Origin of the sequence: Bradyrhizobium canariense, from assembly GCF_018130465.1 — a bacterium.
GTDB lineage: Bacteria > Pseudomonadota > Alphaproteobacteria > Rhizobiales > Xanthobacteraceae > Bradyrhizobium > Bradyrhizobium canariense_C.
In genome coordinates this window covers 1-14,700 of sequence record NZ_JAFCKJ010000016.1, presented here as the reverse complement: position 1 = coordinate 14,700, position 14,700 = coordinate 1, and the positions used below count along the sequence as shown (strand labels likewise).

At 63.4% G+C, this 14,700-nt stretch carries 14 protein-coding genes; 12 read left to right on the top strand and 2 right to left on the bottom strand.

Annotation, left to right across the window (positions count from 1 at the left end; genetic code table 11):
- Positions 1-23: 23 nt before the first annotated feature.
- Positions 24-1,235: an acyl-CoA dehydrogenase family protein gene (locus JQ591_RS30475; protein ID WP_211399675.1), complete on the bottom strand. Its 1,212-nt coding sequence runs from the start codon at positions 1,233-1,235 to the stop codon at positions 24-26.
- 43 nt (positions 1,236-1,278) lie between these two features.
- Positions 1,279-2,904, bottom strand: a complete 1,626-nt coding sequence (locus JQ591_RS30470; protein WP_211399674.1) for a long-chain fatty acid--CoA ligase — start codon at positions 2,902-2,904, stop codon at positions 1,279-1,281.
- Between the two features lie 177 nt (positions 2,905-3,081).
- On the opposite strand from JQ591_RS30470, the gene JQ591_RS30465 reads away from it, so the two are divergent.
- From JQ591_RS30465 to JQ591_RS30410, 12 genes are all read left to right on the top strand, one after another.
- Complete coding sequence (locus JQ591_RS30465; RefSeq protein ID WP_211399673.1) at positions 3,082-4,941, top strand: flavin-containing monooxygenase; 1,860 nt, start codon at positions 3,082-3,084, stop codon at positions 4,939-4,941.
- Between the two features lie 5 nt (positions 4,942-4,946).
- Positions 4,947-5,753 (top strand): shikimate dehydrogenase family protein, encoded by an 807-nt coding sequence (locus JQ591_RS30460; RefSeq protein ID WP_211399672.1) that lies wholly within the window; start codon positions 4,947-4,949, stop codon positions 5,751-5,753.
- A 127-nt stretch (positions 5,754-5,880) separates the two neighbouring features.
- Positions 5,881-6,699 carry a lytic murein transglycosylase gene (locus tag JQ591_RS30455; protein WP_211399671.1) on the top strand — a complete coding sequence of 273 codons (819 nt, stop codon included), beginning with the start codon at positions 5,881-5,883 and terminating at the stop codon, positions 6,697-6,699.
- A gap of 196 nt (positions 6,700-6,895) precedes the next feature.
- Entirely contained in the window at positions 6,896-7,117 is a 222-nt protein-coding gene (locus tag JQ591_RS30450) for a hypothetical protein (RefSeq protein ID WP_211399670.1), read from the top strand.
- 12 nt (positions 7,118-7,129) lie between these two features.
- Positions 7,130-7,552: a hypothetical protein gene (locus JQ591_RS30445; RefSeq protein ID WP_211399669.1), complete on the top strand. Its 423-nt coding sequence runs from the start codon at positions 7,130-7,132 to the stop codon at positions 7,550-7,552.
- A gap of 368 nt (positions 7,553-7,920) precedes the next feature.
- Positions 7,921-8,367, top strand: coding sequence for a MaoC family dehydratase (locus JQ591_RS30440; protein ID WP_211399668.1), 447 nt, complete (start codon positions 7,921-7,923; stop codon positions 8,365-8,367).
- 91 nt (positions 8,368-8,458) lie between these two features.
- Positions 8,459-8,971, top strand: a complete 513-nt coding sequence (locus JQ591_RS30435) for a hypothetical protein (protein WP_211399667.1) — start codon at positions 8,459-8,461, stop codon at positions 8,969-8,971.
- A gap of 319 nt (positions 8,972-9,290) precedes the next feature.
- Positions 9,291-10,448 (top strand): helix-turn-helix transcriptional regulator, encoded by a 1,158-nt coding sequence (locus JQ591_RS30430; protein WP_211399666.1) that lies wholly within the window; start codon positions 9,291-9,293, stop codon positions 10,446-10,448.
- Positions 10,449-10,679: 231 nt separating this feature from the next.
- Positions 10,680-11,651 (top strand): helix-turn-helix transcriptional regulator, encoded by a 972-nt coding sequence (locus JQ591_RS30425; protein WP_211399665.1) that lies wholly within the window; start codon positions 10,680-10,682, stop codon positions 11,649-11,651.
- A 52-nt stretch (positions 11,652-11,703) separates the two neighbouring features.
- The gene (locus JQ591_RS30420) at positions 11,704-12,255 is read left to right on the top strand and encodes a DUF3455 domain-containing protein (protein ID WP_349630419.1); all 552 of its coding nucleotides are present in this window, start codon (positions 11,704-11,706) and stop codon (positions 12,253-12,255) included.
- A gap of 45 nt (positions 12,256-12,300) precedes the next feature.
- A complete protein-coding gene (locus JQ591_RS30415) occupies positions 12,301-12,549 on the top strand; it encodes a DUF6894 family protein (protein WP_211399664.1) in 249 nt (82 codons plus the stop codon).
- A gap of 202 nt (positions 12,550-12,751) precedes the next feature.
- Positions 12,752-14,700, top strand: a 1,949-nt coding sequence (locus tag JQ591_RS30410; RefSeq protein WP_433995221.1) for a beta strand repeat-containing protein, incomplete at its 3' end; no start/stop codon positions are given.

Here is a 14,700-nt window from a genome sequence, read left to right as displayed (position 1 = left end):
GCGCCCTCTGACGAACGCTTCTCTCAAGCGTTCGAGTACTTCTTCAGCTCGAACCGCGCGATCTGGTTCCTGTGGACCTCGTCCGGGCCGTCGGCGAGACGTAGCAGACGCGCGGTCGCGTAGGCCTGCGTCAAGCCGAAATCATTCGACGTGCCGCCGCCGCCATGGGCCTGGATCGCCCAGTCGATGATCTGGCAGGCCATGTTGGGCACGGCGACCTTGATCATCGCGATCTCGGCTTTCGCCACCTTGTTGCCGACGATGTCCATCGCGTAGGCGGCGTTGAGCGTCAGGAGCCGGGCCTGCTCGATCATGATGCGGGCTTCTGCGATGCGCTCCTGCGTCACCGTCTGCTCGGACACCGGCTTGCCGAAGGCGACGCGGCTGCGCACCCGGCGGCACATCTTCTCCAGCGTGCGTTCGGAGAGCCCGATCAGCCGCATGCAGTGGTGGATACGGCCGGGGCCGAGGCGTCCCTGCGCGATCTCGAAGCCGCGGCCCTCGCCGAGCAGCATGTTCTCCTTGGGCACGCGCACATCGGTGAAGACGACCTCGGAGGCACGGTCGGGCACGCCGTAGAAGCCGAACACGGGCAGGGGACGCTTGACCTCGACGCCCGCTGTGTCCATCGGCACCAGGATCATGGATTGCTGCTTGTGGCGGTCCGCATTATCAGGATCGGTCTTGCCCATGAAGATGCAGATCTTGCAGCGCGGGTCGGTCGCGTTGGTCGTGTACCATTTGCGGCCGTTGATGACGTAATGGTCGCCGTCGCGGACGATCGAGCTTTCGATGTTAGTCGCGTCGGACGAGGCGACGGCAGGCTCGGTCATGGCGAAGCAGGAGCGGATTTCGCCTGCGAGCAGCGGCTTCAGCCAGCGCTCCTTGTCCTTCTCCGTGCCATAGCGCTCCAGCACCTCCATGTTGCCGGTGTCGGGCGCCGAACAGTTGAACACTTCGGGTGCGAGATGCGAGCGGCCCATGACCTCGCAGAGCGGGGCATATTCGAGATTGGTCAGGCCTGCACCGTGGCTGGATTCCGGCAGGAACAGGTTCCAGAGGCCTTCGGCGCGCGCCAGCGGCTTCAGCTCCTCGACGACCGGATAGACCTTCCAGGGCCCCAGCTCCTCCGCCTCGCGATAAAGGCGTTCCTCGTTCGGATAGATATGCCGGTCCATGAAACTTTCGAGCGTGCGCTTGAGCTCGACGACTTTGGGCGACATTGGGTAGAGCATCTTTGGTCTCCTTGATCGATGGACAGGCCGGTGCGCGATCGGCTCACGCGACGCGATACTCTCTGAATTTCTCGCGCAGCGCCGATTTGAGCACCTTGCCGGTGCCGGTCATCGGGAATTCGTCCAAAAATTCGACGGCGTCGGGCATCCACCAGCTCGCGATCTTCGGGCGCATGTGGTCGAGCAGCGTCTTGCCGTCGACGGTCGCGCCCTTCTTGCGGACGACGAGGAGCAGGGGCCGCTCCTGCCATTTCTCATGGTTGATCGCGACCACGGCGGCTTGCAGCACATCGGGGTGAGACAAGGCGACGTCCTCGAGCTGGATCGAGGAGATCCATTCGCCGCCGGACTTGATCACGTCCTTGGAACGGTCGGTCAGCGTGACGTGGCCTTGGGGGTCGATCACGGCCATGTCGCCGGTGATCAGCCAGCCGTCGCGATCGAGGCCTTCGTCGAGCTTCATGTAGCCGGACGCAACCCACGGGCCCCGCGCGCGCAGATGACCGACGCTCTTGCCGTCGCGCGGCAGCTCGTTGCCGCCGTCGTCGACGATACGCAAGGCGGTGCCGAAACAGGCGCGGCCGGACACCTGGCGGCGGTCGAACTTCTCCTTGTCGCCGAGATGCTCGGAGCCCGGCCGCAAGCCCGGCATCGAGCAGCCCAAGGCTTCGGTCATGCCCCAGGCCTGGATGTAGTCGATGTCATACTCGCGCTTGAGCTTCTCGACCATCGCGCGCGGGGGCGCCGAGCCTGATGACAATGTTGCACGAAGTGTCGAGAACCTGTTGCCGGTGCGTCCGAGCCAGTCGAGCAGGATCAGCCAGAAGCTCGGCACGCCCGCCGACAGCGTCACCTTCTCGCCCTCGAGCAGTTCATAGAGCTTGTCGGGCTCGTAATTGCGGCCGGGCAGCACCAGCTTCGAGCCGGTATAGGGCGCGGTGAACGGCATGTTCCAGCCGTTGCCGTGGAATAGCGGCGCCATCGGCATCATCACCTCGCGCACGCCTTCCAGGTGCCCGGGCAGGAAGTCGAAATTGCAGGAGACCATGGTCTGCAGGATCGCGGCGCGGTGCGAATAGATCACGCCCTTCGGATTGCCCGTCGTGCCCGAGGTGTAGCAGATGGTGGACGCCGATTTTTCGTCGAACTCGGGCCAGGCGAAGCCGGCGTCGTGCACGTTCTCCAGCAGGTCCTCGTAGCAATGGACGTTGGCAAGCTTGGTCTCCGGCATCCGCTCGCGCGAGGACATCACGACATAGGCTTCGATCGATTTGAGCTGCGGCGCGATCGCCTCCACGATCGGCAGCGTGGCGCGGTCGATGAACAGCAGGCGGTCCTCGGCGTGATTGATGATGTAGACGAGCTGCTCGGGGAAAAGCCGCGGGTTGATGGTGTGCAGTACATAGCCCATGCCCGGCGCGGCGTAGAACATCTCGAAATGCCGGTGGGTATTCCAGGCCAGCGTGCCGACGCGGTCGCCGGGCATCATGCCGAGCCTCTTGAGCGCCAATGCCATGCGCTTGATGCGCGGATGGGCGTCAGCATAGGTGTAGCGGTGGATGTCTCCTTCGATCTCGCGGGCGACGACCTCGGCCTCGCCGTGATAATCGGCGGCATATTGGATCAGGCCGCTGATCAGGAGCGGCATGTCCATCATCAATCCCTGCATCGTCTCCTCCGGACCGCCATGTCGTTGCATGACGTACGCTTGTGATGTGCGCTTGAGGTTAGCGGAACGCCACGCGACGTTCACGCAAAAAGCGCGGGACGTGATTGCATGCGTCACTTTTTCAGGGCTAAGTGATGCGAGCTGCCGGCGACGCAGTATCCGCCGGGGAGGAAACGGATGTCAGCGCAAAGACACAAGACCGGTGCAGCCGGCGAATCTACAATCGAAATTGCCGCACTCCGTGCGCGCTATCGCGATGAGCGCGATCGCCGCTTGCGCACCGAAGGCAAGGCGCAATATGTCGAGGTAACCGGCGAATTCGGGCGCTATCTCGACGATCCCTGGGCCAGTTCCGGATTTGCGCGCGAGGCTGTCAGCGAAGAGACCGAGGTGCTCATCGTCGGCGGCGGCTTCGGCGGCCTTCTGTGCGGCGCGCGACTGCGCGCGGCCGGCATCGATGATTTCCGGATGGTGGAAAAGGCCGCTGATTTCGGTGGCACCTGGTACTGGAATCGCTACCCTGGTGCGGCCTGCGATACCGAGAGCTACATCTACCTGCCGTTGCTGGAAGAGACCGGCTATATGCCGGTGCGCAAATATGCGCGGGCACCCGAGATCTACGAACATTCGCGCCGCATCGGCCGTCACTTCGGTCTCTATGAGCGCGCGCTGTTTCAGACCGTCATCGCGCGTATGGAATGGCGGGAGCAGGAGGCGCGTTGGCTGGTCGAGTCCGATCGCGGTGATTGCATCCGCGCGCGCTTCGTCATCCTTGCTGGAGGCCCGCTGAGCCGTCCGAAGCTGCCGGGCATTCCCGGTATCGAAAGCTTCAAGGGACACAACTTCCACACCAGCCGCTGGGATTATGCCTACACCGGAGGCACGGCCGAAGGTGGTCTGAGCGGTCTTGCCGACAAACGAGTCGGCATCATCGGCACCGGCGCCACCGCCGTGCAATGCGTGCCGCATCTCGGCCGCTCGGCCAAGGAGCTCTACGTCTTCCAGCGTACGCCGTCGGCGATTGGCGTGCGCGACGACCGCCCGACGGATCAGAGCTGGGCGCAGAGGCTCAGGCCTGGCTGGCAGCGCGAGCGCATGGACAATTTCACCGCGGTGATCTCGGGCGAGCCGTTCGAGCAGGATCTGGTGCAGGACGGCTGGACCGGCCTGCTCGGCGAGATCCTGCTGGCGCCGCGCCGCCAGAAGCAGCCGGTGACCTCGATCGAGGAGGCGCTCAAGGTCATCGAGCAGGCCGATTATCGCAAGATGGAAGAGATCCGCGCGCGCGTCGATGCCGTGGTGAAGGACGAGGCGGCCGCGGCAGCACTCAAACCCTGGTACAAGGCGTTCTGCAAGCGCCCGTGCTTTCACGACGAATATCTCGACACTTTTAATCGATCCAACGTGCATCTCGTCGACACCAAAGGGCAGGGCGTCGAGCGGATCACCGAGAACGCCGTCGTGGTCGACGGCAAAGCCTATGAGCTCGACTGCCTGATCTATGCCAGCGGCTTTGAGGTCGGCACCGACTACGCCCGCCGCATGGGCTTTGAGGTCTATGGCCGAGGCGGGGTAAGCCTGTCCGAGCGGTGGCGCGACGGCGTCAAGACGATGCACGGCTTCTACAGCCGCGGCTTCCCGAACTGCTTCCTGATCGTCACGGTGCAGGCCGGCCAGAGCGCCAACTTCCCGCATATCATCGACGAGCAGTCGCAGCACATCGCCTATGTCATCGATCAGGCGCGCAAGCGCGGCGCCAGGACGCTGGAGCCGACGCACGCTGCCGAGAACGCCTGGGTCGAGGAGGTCGTCAAGGCCGCGCTCGGCCGCCAGACCTATCTCGCCGAATGCACGCCAGGCTACTACAACAACGAGGGCGTGTTCGATCCGATCGCGGCAAGGAACAGCCAGTACTGGCGCGGGCCCATGGCGTTCCTGCGGCTGCTCGACAGATGGCGCAAGGAGGGCAATCTGGACGGGCTGGAATTGACCTACGGGACTGCCGCGGAGGCGAGCGGCTCCCCGGTCCCGGTTTGAGCGGCATGATCCCGGCACCATCTGGCGCAACACGGCTTTACGTCATCGTCGGCGATCCCATCGCGCAGGTGCGCTCGCCGGCAGGCGTGAGCAGCGCCTTCGCCGCACGTGGCCACGATGGCGTGCTTATGCCGGTTCAGGTCGCGCCAGTGGATTTGCCCGATTTTCTCTCGGTGGCAACGCGATTGAAAAATCTCGACGGCATCGTCGTGACCATTCCGCATAAATTTGCCTGCTACCGGGCCTGCACGCGAGCGACGGAGCGCGCGCATTTCCTGCGCACCGTAAGCCTGATGCGCAGGCGCGCCGACGGCTCATGGCATGGCGACATGGTGGACGGTCTCGGCTTCGTCGGTGCGGCGCGAGCGAAGGGGATCGATCCGAAGGGGATGCGAGCGCTCCTCGTCGGCGCCGGCGGCGCGGGATCGGCGGTCGCGCTTGCGCTGGTCGAGGCCGGCGTCGGTGAACTCGCCATTCATGACAGCACCACTGAGCGCCGCGACGCGTTGATCGGCCGGCTCAACGGGCTCGGCAAAGCGCCTGTTCGGGTCGGCAGCATCGATCCCACGGGCTTCGATTTCGTCGCCAATGCGACACCTGCGGGGATGATGGATGGCGACCCGCTGCCGGTCGATGTCACGCGGCTTGCGCCGTCGGCCTATTGCGGCTGCGTGATCACCAAGCCGGAAATCTCACCTTTTATCGCAGCGGCCCGAAAGCTCGGCTGCGTGACGGGAACCGGAACGGACATGTACGAGCAGCACCAGGGCATCATGGTGGATTTCCTGCTCGGCCGCGACGGCCAGGGGTAGGTGACCACCCGGGTGTCAAGGGGCCTTGCGGCGCCGGTTGCCCTCTGTGGGACTTGACGATCGGGGCCGACATAGGATCATGCGCCCGCGCGAGCCGGTCGCGCACGTCAAGTGAGAGGAACGAGGAATGATCAAGGGCAGGACCGTTGCGACGGCCATGATTGGCGCGGCTGCGCTGCTTCTCTCTCTGGCGCCCGCCGCCCACGCCGCCACATGCGGCAGTTCGCCGGCGGGTTTTGAGGCCTGGAAGCGCGAGTTCAGCGCGGAGGCGCAGGGCAAGGGCGTCGGCCAGACCGCGCTCTCGGCGCTGATGCAGACCAATTATGCGAGTGCCACCATCGCAGCCGACCGCGGCCAGCGCAGCTTCTCGCTGTCGCTCGACCAATTCCTCGTCAAGCGCGGCGCCACCACCATCGTTGCCAAGGGGCGCCAGCTCAAGCAGTCGCAGGCCGCCTTGTTCGCCTCGATTCAGCAGCGCTATGGCGTCCCGCCGGGGCCGCTGATCGCGATCTGGGGCATGGAGACCGGCTTCGGCAGCCAGCGCGGCAACCAGAACATGCTCTCCTCGATCGCGACGCTCGCCTATGACTGCCGCCGTCCCGAATTCTTCACCGATCAGCTCTATGCGGCGCTGAAGCTGGTCGATCGCGGCACGCTGTCGGGGGCAACCCGCGGCTCGATGCACGGCGAGGTCGGCCAGACTCAGTTCATGCCCAAGAACATCCTGGCCTATGGCACCGGCAATCTCGAAGTTGCCGCCAATGCGCTGAACTCGACGGCGAATTTCCTCAAGGCCCATGGCTGGCGCGCAGGAGCCGGTTACCAGCCGGGCGAGCCGAATTTCGTCGCCATCGAGGCCTGGAATGCCGCCGGCGTCTATCAGAAGGCAATCGCCCTGATGGGACGGCAGATCGACGAGGGAGGAGGAGCGGCCGCCTCGCGTTGACGCGAGCCCCGTTTCGAACGGGGCTCTCGATTCTTGTTTTGATGCGTTTTCTTGACGCGAACCGGCATCCACTTCGCTCGAAAACGCTCTTGCTCAGCAAGGCGTGATGGGCCGACAAGAGAAAGTTGTTGCCAACGGGAACCGACGGCACGAGGTTTGCTTTGATCGGACAGGGCTGGGCATGAGGAGACTCAACATGGCAACCCAGATCGTGATGGACCAGACTGGCGACACGCGCCACGAGTTTGATCCTGGCAATGCCGAAGCGCTGGCGCGGGCCGAACGGCGCTTTCGGGAGCTGACTGGAGCGGGCTTCACCGCCGCGCTGCGAACCGGACCTGGCGAAGTCACCCGGATCCGATCGTTCGACCCGACCGTGGAGGAAACGCTGTTCTATCCCCGCCTGGTCGGCGGTTGATCTGAGCTGCTCATGATCGCGGCAGTCTGGCTCCGCGCGCCGGCGCGTGCGCGTCTGCATGCGCTACGCGAACTCTATCGGCGCTTCTTCGGCGAGAACACGCCGGATGCCCGCGGCCGCCGGCTTCTGGCCGAATGGCTGTCGCCGGCGCAGCGCACGCAATTCGAGCAGCACCGGTATTTCGATGTCGTCGGCTGCGATACCGGCAAGACCTATCGCATCCATTATGGCACGGCCGCCAATGTCCATGAGATCGACGAGGCCGGAAATGCGACGATGGGGTGGTGCTTCGTCCCGTCAGGCTTTCTCGTCCCGGGCGACGTGATGCTCGCACAGAAGATCGCGCTCGAGACGGATGAGAGGGGCGCGCTCGCACTCGCCAACAGGTTTCCGCCGGCAACGCATTCGGAGCACTTCTACCGGCGGCCGTTCTAGGGCGAGGCGTTCAGTGTGTGGTGCGATAGGCATCCACCGCGTGCGCCGCAAAAACGCCGATGCTGCAAAGCGCGAGCAGGGCCGAGATCAGCTCGATCATAGCTCGTCCTCCTGCGGCGGCAGGGCGACGAGGTGCTGACAGCAGGAATAATCCCAGATCAGGTCGAGGAAGAATTGCATGGTGGCCGTCCCTGTATGATTTTGACGACCAGTTAACCGACCATCTGTTTCAGGCGTGTTTCGTCGCATCGGGAAACGGGTTTCGTGGAGGCCCCCCGGGCTGGTTTGTGCGCTGCGGAGCCGCTACATCCCGCTCTTGCTCAATCCTGTGAGCCGCGAGGCGGCGCATCACATTGCGAGGCGAAATCATGGCGCAGGTCGAGTGGTTCGACGATCTCACCATTGGAATGCAGTTCAAATCCCCCGAAGTTCACGTCACCGAGGCCGACATCAAGCGGTTCGCGGCCGAGTTCGATCCGCAGCCGATGCATCTCGACCACGAAGCCGCCAAGCAGACCCTTTTCAGGGGGCTCGCTGCCTCGGGATGGCACACCGCCGCGATCGCCATGAACCTTGCGATCCAGACCCGCCCCTTCGGCCCGCATCCGCTGATCGGTGCCGGCGTCGACGGGCTGCGCTGGACCATCCCGGTACGGCCCGATGACCGCCTGCATCTGGTCGGGGAGGTCATGAGCTTGACGCCGTCGAAGTCGAAGCCGCAAGGCATCGCACTGGTGAAATGGACGATGTTCAACCAGAGCGGCGAGGAGGTTTACACCTTCACCCCGATCGCGATCGTGCCGCGGCGGGAGTAGGGCCGGCGGAGCTCTACACAGGCGCCTGAAGCTCTTGCGGGTCACCGGCAGAGGTGGTCATCTCGGCCCGGGGAACACGCTGGAGGCTGACATGAAACGATCTCTTCTCGCCGCCGGGTTGCTGGCCGGCGCCTTGAGCGCAGTCGCTTTGACCGCGAGACCGGTGCAGGCGCAACAATCCAAGGTCGGCGACTGGACCATCGAGAAGCGCACGCAGGACGCGCATTGCAACGCGAGCCGTGGCTACAAGGACAAGGAAGACGAGAACCGGGACTACGTCATCGTCATCACCTATTCCGAAAAGGCTATCGTCATTGTGATGATCTATGACGGCTGGGAGTGGGACAAGGTCGGCGAGATCCTCCGGGCCGATGTCGGCACCGATGACGCCGATATCATGAAGAAGGCGAAGTGGGAGGTCATGGACAAGACCACCGTGCGGGGCATCTTCGAATACGATCAGTCCATGATGGACCGGCTGTCCAAGGCCAAGCGTCTCTCGCTCGATTTCGAGGACGATGACGACGACAGCATCGAGATGCAGGTGCCGCGTGCCGGCGAAGCGCTGGCGGCGCTGAAATTCTGCGAGGAGAATCGCAAGTAAGTTGCCGGAGCAAGCTGCGAGGCCGGCGGGATCGGTGGTGACAAGATTCCGCAGCGCGCCGTCGCCTGACTCATCGCACGCGTGACTCATCGCACACAGTCCGCGCGCTGTTCGCATTTATCCTAGTCTTTGGCGAAAACGTCCAAGCCGCATCCTGCGGTTGACGTTACGCAAGGACGATGTTCGATATTCCAGCATTTCGTTGCAACGTTTTCTCCGCGTCGAAGGGGGCGATTGACCGGCCCGTCTCCTCCGCCATTTCCCGGATCGCAATCTCTGGCGCGCGCGCGGGCCATACGCAGATAGCGTCGTCCGGCCAATGACGATCCTCCACGCAAATCGGTTCTCGTCCCTCGTCGGCGATATCTACGACGCGGCGGTCGATCCCGCGCTGCGCAGCGGGGCGCTGGAGCAGGTTTCGCATTTCGTCGGCGGATGTGCCGCGACCATCCTGTCCAGGGACTCAGCCAGGCTCTCGATCGAGATCCATCAGCATTTTGGCACCGAATCCCGCTTCCGCCAGCTTTATCGCGACCGATATGTGGAGCTCGACCCTCTGCTCGATCGTCATCTCACGCTCGCGGCGGAGCAGACGATCGGCGTAGCCGACATCATGCCTCGTGCGGATTTCCTGGCAACGAGCTTCTATCGCGAGTGGGTGGAACCGCAAGGGGCGATAGACCTTGCAACCGTTGCACTCGAGAAGTCGGACGCGCGCACCACGATCCTGCAGGTGTTGCGCCACCGATCGCGCGGAACCGTTGACGAGCCGATGCGTGAGCGCATGCGGCTGCTTGCTCCGCACCTCCAGCGCTCCAGGATCATGGGCCGGCAGATCAGGGCACGCTCGCATACCGTGGACGACCTTGCCGATGTCCTCGATGGGCTGAGCACGGCGATCTGCCTGCTCGACGCAGATGGCAGGGTCGTGCATGCGAACGCAGCATGCCGCGGGCTGTTCGCCGATGGCAACCTGCTCGCGATGGTCGGCGATCGGATCGTGGCCCGAAACACCCAGACCGACAAAATATTCCGCGGTCTGTGCGAAATCGATGCAGGCAGCGAAACTCGTTCCACTGCCCGCCGTCAGATCGAGCTTGCGACGTCAGTTGATGGGCAGCACTATCTGCTCCACGCTTTTCCCCTGAAGCGCGATCGCAGTCTATCGCGAGATGCTGCAGCTACGGTGCTCTTCGTTCAGAAGGCCTCGGCGGCGACATGGCTGGCAGCCGATGCGATCGCAGCGGCCTTCAGGCTGACACCGTCCGAACTGCGCGTATTGATGGCCATTGTCGAGATTGGCGGCGTTCCCGACATTGCGGCAAAGCTCGGCATCGCTGAAACGACGGTGAAGACGCATCTCGGCCGCCTGTTCGAGAAGACCGGCGCCGGCAGGCAGGCCGATCTGGTCAAGATCGCCACCGGCTTTGCCGTTCCATTCGCGCGGCGAACGAACGGCGGTGACGACGCCGTGTGATCCATTTCACATGGTTCGCCGGTATGTGCCGCAATCTCAATCCATTGTGATGAGCCAAGCTCTCGTGTCCTCCGAATGCAGGACGCGAGTCATTTGATACTTTCGTATATCGCGTCCCAGATAAAGTGAAGAGCAGCAAGCGCCGCGAAGCGATGCCGCGACGGCATCGACCGCGAGTGTGAGGAAACGACAGCGTGTGGCCGGACCTGCTCGTCGGTTGGAGGGATTGCAGTGAACCAGTTTGATTTTTCCGTTCTCAACGTTTCAACGAACGACATTCCCGAAAACGAGCGTGTCCCGCTGCTTCGCGATTTCTATTGCCGCGGGGTGTTGAAGGCGGAGGTCGAGGCGAGGGAAGGCAAGCCGTTCGCAGCGAGCTTCACGTCCCACGTCTTGCCGGAAGCCCAGTTGCTGATCGGAGGATTGTGCGGCGCGCGGGTCATTCGCACCAAGCAGCTGGTTGCCGATGGCGACGACAGCCTGGCCCTGATCGTGAATCGATCTGGCGTGCTTGGGATATCCGAGCGAGGACACGATCTGAACCTTCATGCAGGACAGGCGGTCCTGACGAGCGCGGAGGACGTCACGACGTTCGAGCGATTGTCGCTGGGCAGCTGTTTCTCGCTGCGCGTGCCGAGACGCGTGCTGGCGCCGATGATCGTGGACGTCGATGACGCCGTGATGCGTGTCATGCCCGAGAGCTCAACGGGACTTCGATTGCTGGTCAACTACGCGGAGACCATGGTGCGAGAGAAGGCGTTCGAGACGCCCAATTTGCGGCAGCTCGGGGTCGGACATCTGCACGATCTTCTGGCAATCGTCCTCGGTGCCACCAACGAGCCGCGGGAGCTGGCCGGGCGGCGCGGCGTCAAGGCGGCACGGCTGCAAAAGGCGAAAGTCTCCATCGCCAACAATTGCTGGCGGCAGGACCTGTCGGTGGCCACGGTCGCCCAGGAACTCGGCGTGACGCCGCGCTATCTCCAGCGCCTGTTCGAGGCCGACGGCAAGACGTTCTCGTCCTTCCTGATCGAACAACGCGTCAAGCGCGCCCATCGCATGTTGCGGGAACCCGGATACGCCGAGCGAACGGTGAGCTCGATCGCCTACGATGTCGGCTTCGGCGATCTCTCTTATTTCAACCGCTGCTTCCGGCGAACCTATGGCGCGACGCCGAGTGATGTCAGGAGTGGTGACATGCCGTGACCGTGCGCGACTGAATTTCAACCATCGGCCGATTTCACCAGGAAACGGGGATTTGACATTGATCCTTGATTGCGAAGCCATGACCAAGGCGTTGTGCCGCGGCTTCATTGTTGCGGGCCTATATGGCTCTTCGGCCCTCGCGGGAATGCCCGACGAGATCAGGGTTCCCGGGGAGATCCCCGGCACCTCGCTCCATGCCGAGGGCGCCCAGATCTACGAATGCCAGGCCGCCGGCGCGAACCAGCTGGCTTGGCAGCCGCGAGAGCCGGTGGCGACCTTGATCGACGGTGGTAACTCGGTCGGCCGCCACTATGCAGCGTTGCATTGGGAGACCGTCGACGCCAGCACACTGGTCTGGGAGCACAAGGACGGCAGCCTGGTGAAGGCCAGGATCGTCGCCCGCATCGCCGGCCGCACCACGGACGATCTTCCGTGGCTGAAGTTCAAGGTGCTCGCGCAGACCGGCAATGGCCTGCTCGACGGCGTCACTCATGTCCAGCGCATCAACACGCAAGGTGGCTTGGTGCGCGGTCCGTGCGAACAGGCCGGCGCCTATCGCAGCGCGCCGTATTCGGCCGACTACGTCTTCTGGCGCGCGGAGTAGATCATGATGCAGCGCTGCGTGCGTCGTCGTCAGCCGGAGTGTTGAATGCGTCGCTTTTTCTTCGACCTCATGGTCGACAATGTCGTGAAGATCGACCCCGGCGGCATGGTGTTCGAATGCGCGGAAGCAACATTCGTGGTGGCCAACGAGATGGCGAGCCATCTGTTCGTCTGGCGCAACGATCTGCGTGATCGCGACGCCTGGATCCGCGTGCGGGACAATAGCGGGCGCGAGATCTATCGCGCCGCCGTCTGGTCGGAGAATGCGGAGAGGGTCGGCTGGGACCAGGCGTGAGCGTCCCGGTGACAATGTCGCAACGCTGCATCAGTACTGCACGAAACAGCATCGGTTCGTTCTGAGCCGCGACCCGGTCGCTGCCGTCCAAGTCGGAAGCGACGATCCTTTCTACCTTGGCGTCCAGCGAATCCAATTCGCGTCAGCCAACCTCCTCCGATTGGAGGAGGCTGGCGATTATTTGCCTGTGCGCCGGTGGGGCGTGACGACGGCGACCGAGGAACTGGGAATGAGTGTGACGGGTCTGGGTGAAGTTGCGCGATGGAGTTTCGCGTGGCGGTCGATGCGCATTCTTGTGCCGGCGATTTTGGTTGCGCCGCTGCTCACGGTCGAGCGCGCCGAGGCCGCTTGCACGCCGGTGGCGCCTGTCAGCAACGCGACGATCGTCTGCTCGGGCGACGTCGACACGCAGCAGGGCAATAGCGCCGGCTACGGTACCCACAACGATAACAGCAATACTTATAGGATTGAGGCCGGTGCCAACGTTCACGGAAGCGACTTCGGCATTGCGACCGGGAACGATGGCGACTTCGCCAATATGGGCAAGATCGACGGATCCGGATCTGCGGGCATCTCCGGAGTAACAATGACCGTCTCCAATCTCAGCGGTGCCACGATCACGGGATTTCACGCCATCGCGGCGCAAGGACTTGTTCTCACCAACGCAGGCACGATCGTGAGTAATGGCCGCGGTAGCAATAGCAGCAGCATCTTGGCTGCCACCGCTGACGTGAGCAATTCCGGCACGATCGCCGGGGTCGGCGCTGGCACCATCGGAATCGCAGCAACCACGCTGAATCTAAGCTCGAATACCGGCGTCATCACGGGAGAAGCGGCGGGGATCTCGGTGGAAAGCGAGGCGACCATCGTCAACGGCCTTGGCGGCAGAATATTCGCGACGGATGCGAGCGGCGTAGCCATCTCCTCCAATGCGTCGGGCAAGGTCCAGATCGACAACGCGGGTGAAATTTCAGCCGCGGCGACCGGGATTGCTGCTGGCCAGGTCGTTCTGACGAACCTCGCCGGCGGCACCGTGATCGCACACAATAGCGCAGTCTTCGGTGCGTCCGCAGTCGTCGACAATGCCGGGATCATCGCCGCCGACGGAAGTACCGGCGTTGGCGTCGATGCCGATTCCGGCAACGCGACCGTTCGCAACAGCGGCACGATCTCCGGAACTGATGCCGGCATCCGCGCAAACCGCACCGCAAATGTGGTCAACAGCGGCAGGATCTCCAGCACGGGAGTCGCGATCTTTGCGGAGACGGTCAACGTAACCAATACGGGACTGATTTCGTCGCCGATCGGTTTCGCCCTGAGTGGCGCCACCGTCAACCTCGACAACGCCGGGACCGTTACCGGCGGCCGCGGGGTCAATGCGAGCCTTGGGAACGTCAATAATTCAGGCACGATCATCGGGATTAGCGCCGCAATCAACGCGAGCATAGCCAACGTGACCAATACGGGCCTTGTCCAAGCCACGGCGAGCAATGGCGCGGGTATTCTGGCATTCAATGCCAACGTCAACAATTCCGGAACAATCACTGGCAACTTCGGCATTACGTCAGCGGGCGCGGCGGCGATCACGAACTCCGGCACGATTACCGGCACTGGCGGCACGGCGATCAAGCTGTCGAGTGCGGCTGACACGCTGACACTGCTACCCGGCTCGAAGATCAACGGCGTGGTCGATTTCGGGTTCGGCAATGACGTTGTGAACGTGAGCCTTTCGCCGATCAACGCCAGGGTCTCCTCGCTGACGACGGTCAATCTGCCGACTTTCATCAACTTCAATGGTACCATCAACACCAATGTCTCGGGCGGCAGCTTCAACGGTCCCTCGGTCGTTTCCGGCACCACACTCGCAACATTCGATCCCACCGCGTTGGCGCAGACGGATCGTACGCTGATGGATTTTACCAGCGGCGTGTCCTCGCTGGTGCAAGGCAGGCTGAGCGGTGGCGGCACGGCCGGCAGCAACATGATGGCGATAGCCTATGCGCCCGAGACGGCGCAGGCCGGACCCTTCACCAAGGCACCACACAGTCTCTGGACCGATCCCGCGCCGATCACGGTCTGGGCCAACAGCTTCGGCGGCCAGCGCATCCAGGACGAGACGACCTCCACCCTGCGTGCGACCTCGACGGCGTG

Excerpts from the sequence above, each read along its gene's own strand:
- JQ591_RS30475 (WP_211399675.1), bottom strand. The coding sequence starts at position 1,235 with ATGCTCTACCCAATGTCGCCCAAAGTCGTCGAGCTCAAGCGCACGCTC.
- JQ591_RS30470 (WP_211399674.1), bottom strand. The coding sequence starts at position 2,904 with ATGCAGGGATTGATGATGGACATGCCGCTCCTGATCAGCGGCCTGATC.
- JQ591_RS30465 (WP_211399673.1), top strand. The coding sequence starts at position 3,082 with ATGTCAGCGCAAAGACACAAGACCGGTGCAGCCGGCGAATCTACAATC.
- JQ591_RS30460 (WP_211399672.1), top strand. The coding sequence starts at position 4,947 with ATGATCCCGGCACCATCTGGCGCAACACGGCTTTACGTCATCGTCGGC.
- JQ591_RS30455 (WP_211399671.1), top strand. The coding sequence starts at position 5,881 with ATGATCAAGGGCAGGACCGTTGCGACGGCCATGATTGGCGCGGCTGCG.
- JQ591_RS30450 (WP_211399670.1), top strand. The coding sequence starts at position 6,896 with ATGGCAACCCAGATCGTGATGGACCAGACTGGCGACACGCGCCACGAG.
- JQ591_RS30445 (WP_211399669.1), top strand. The coding sequence starts at position 7,130 with ATGATCGCGGCAGTCTGGCTCCGCGCGCCGGCGCGTGCGCGTCTGCAT.
- JQ591_RS30440 (WP_211399668.1), top strand. The coding sequence starts at position 7,921 with ATGGCGCAGGTCGAGTGGTTCGACGATCTCACCATTGGAATGCAGTTC.
- JQ591_RS30435 (WP_211399667.1), top strand. The coding sequence starts at position 8,459 with ATGAAACGATCTCTTCTCGCCGCCGGGTTGCTGGCCGGCGCCTTGAGC.
- JQ591_RS30430 (WP_211399666.1), top strand. The coding sequence starts at position 9,291 with ATGACGATCCTCCACGCAAATCGGTTCTCGTCCCTCGTCGGCGATATC.
- JQ591_RS30415 (WP_211399664.1), top strand. The coding sequence starts at position 12,301 with ATGCGTCGCTTTTTCTTCGACCTCATGGTCGACAATGTCGTGAAGATC.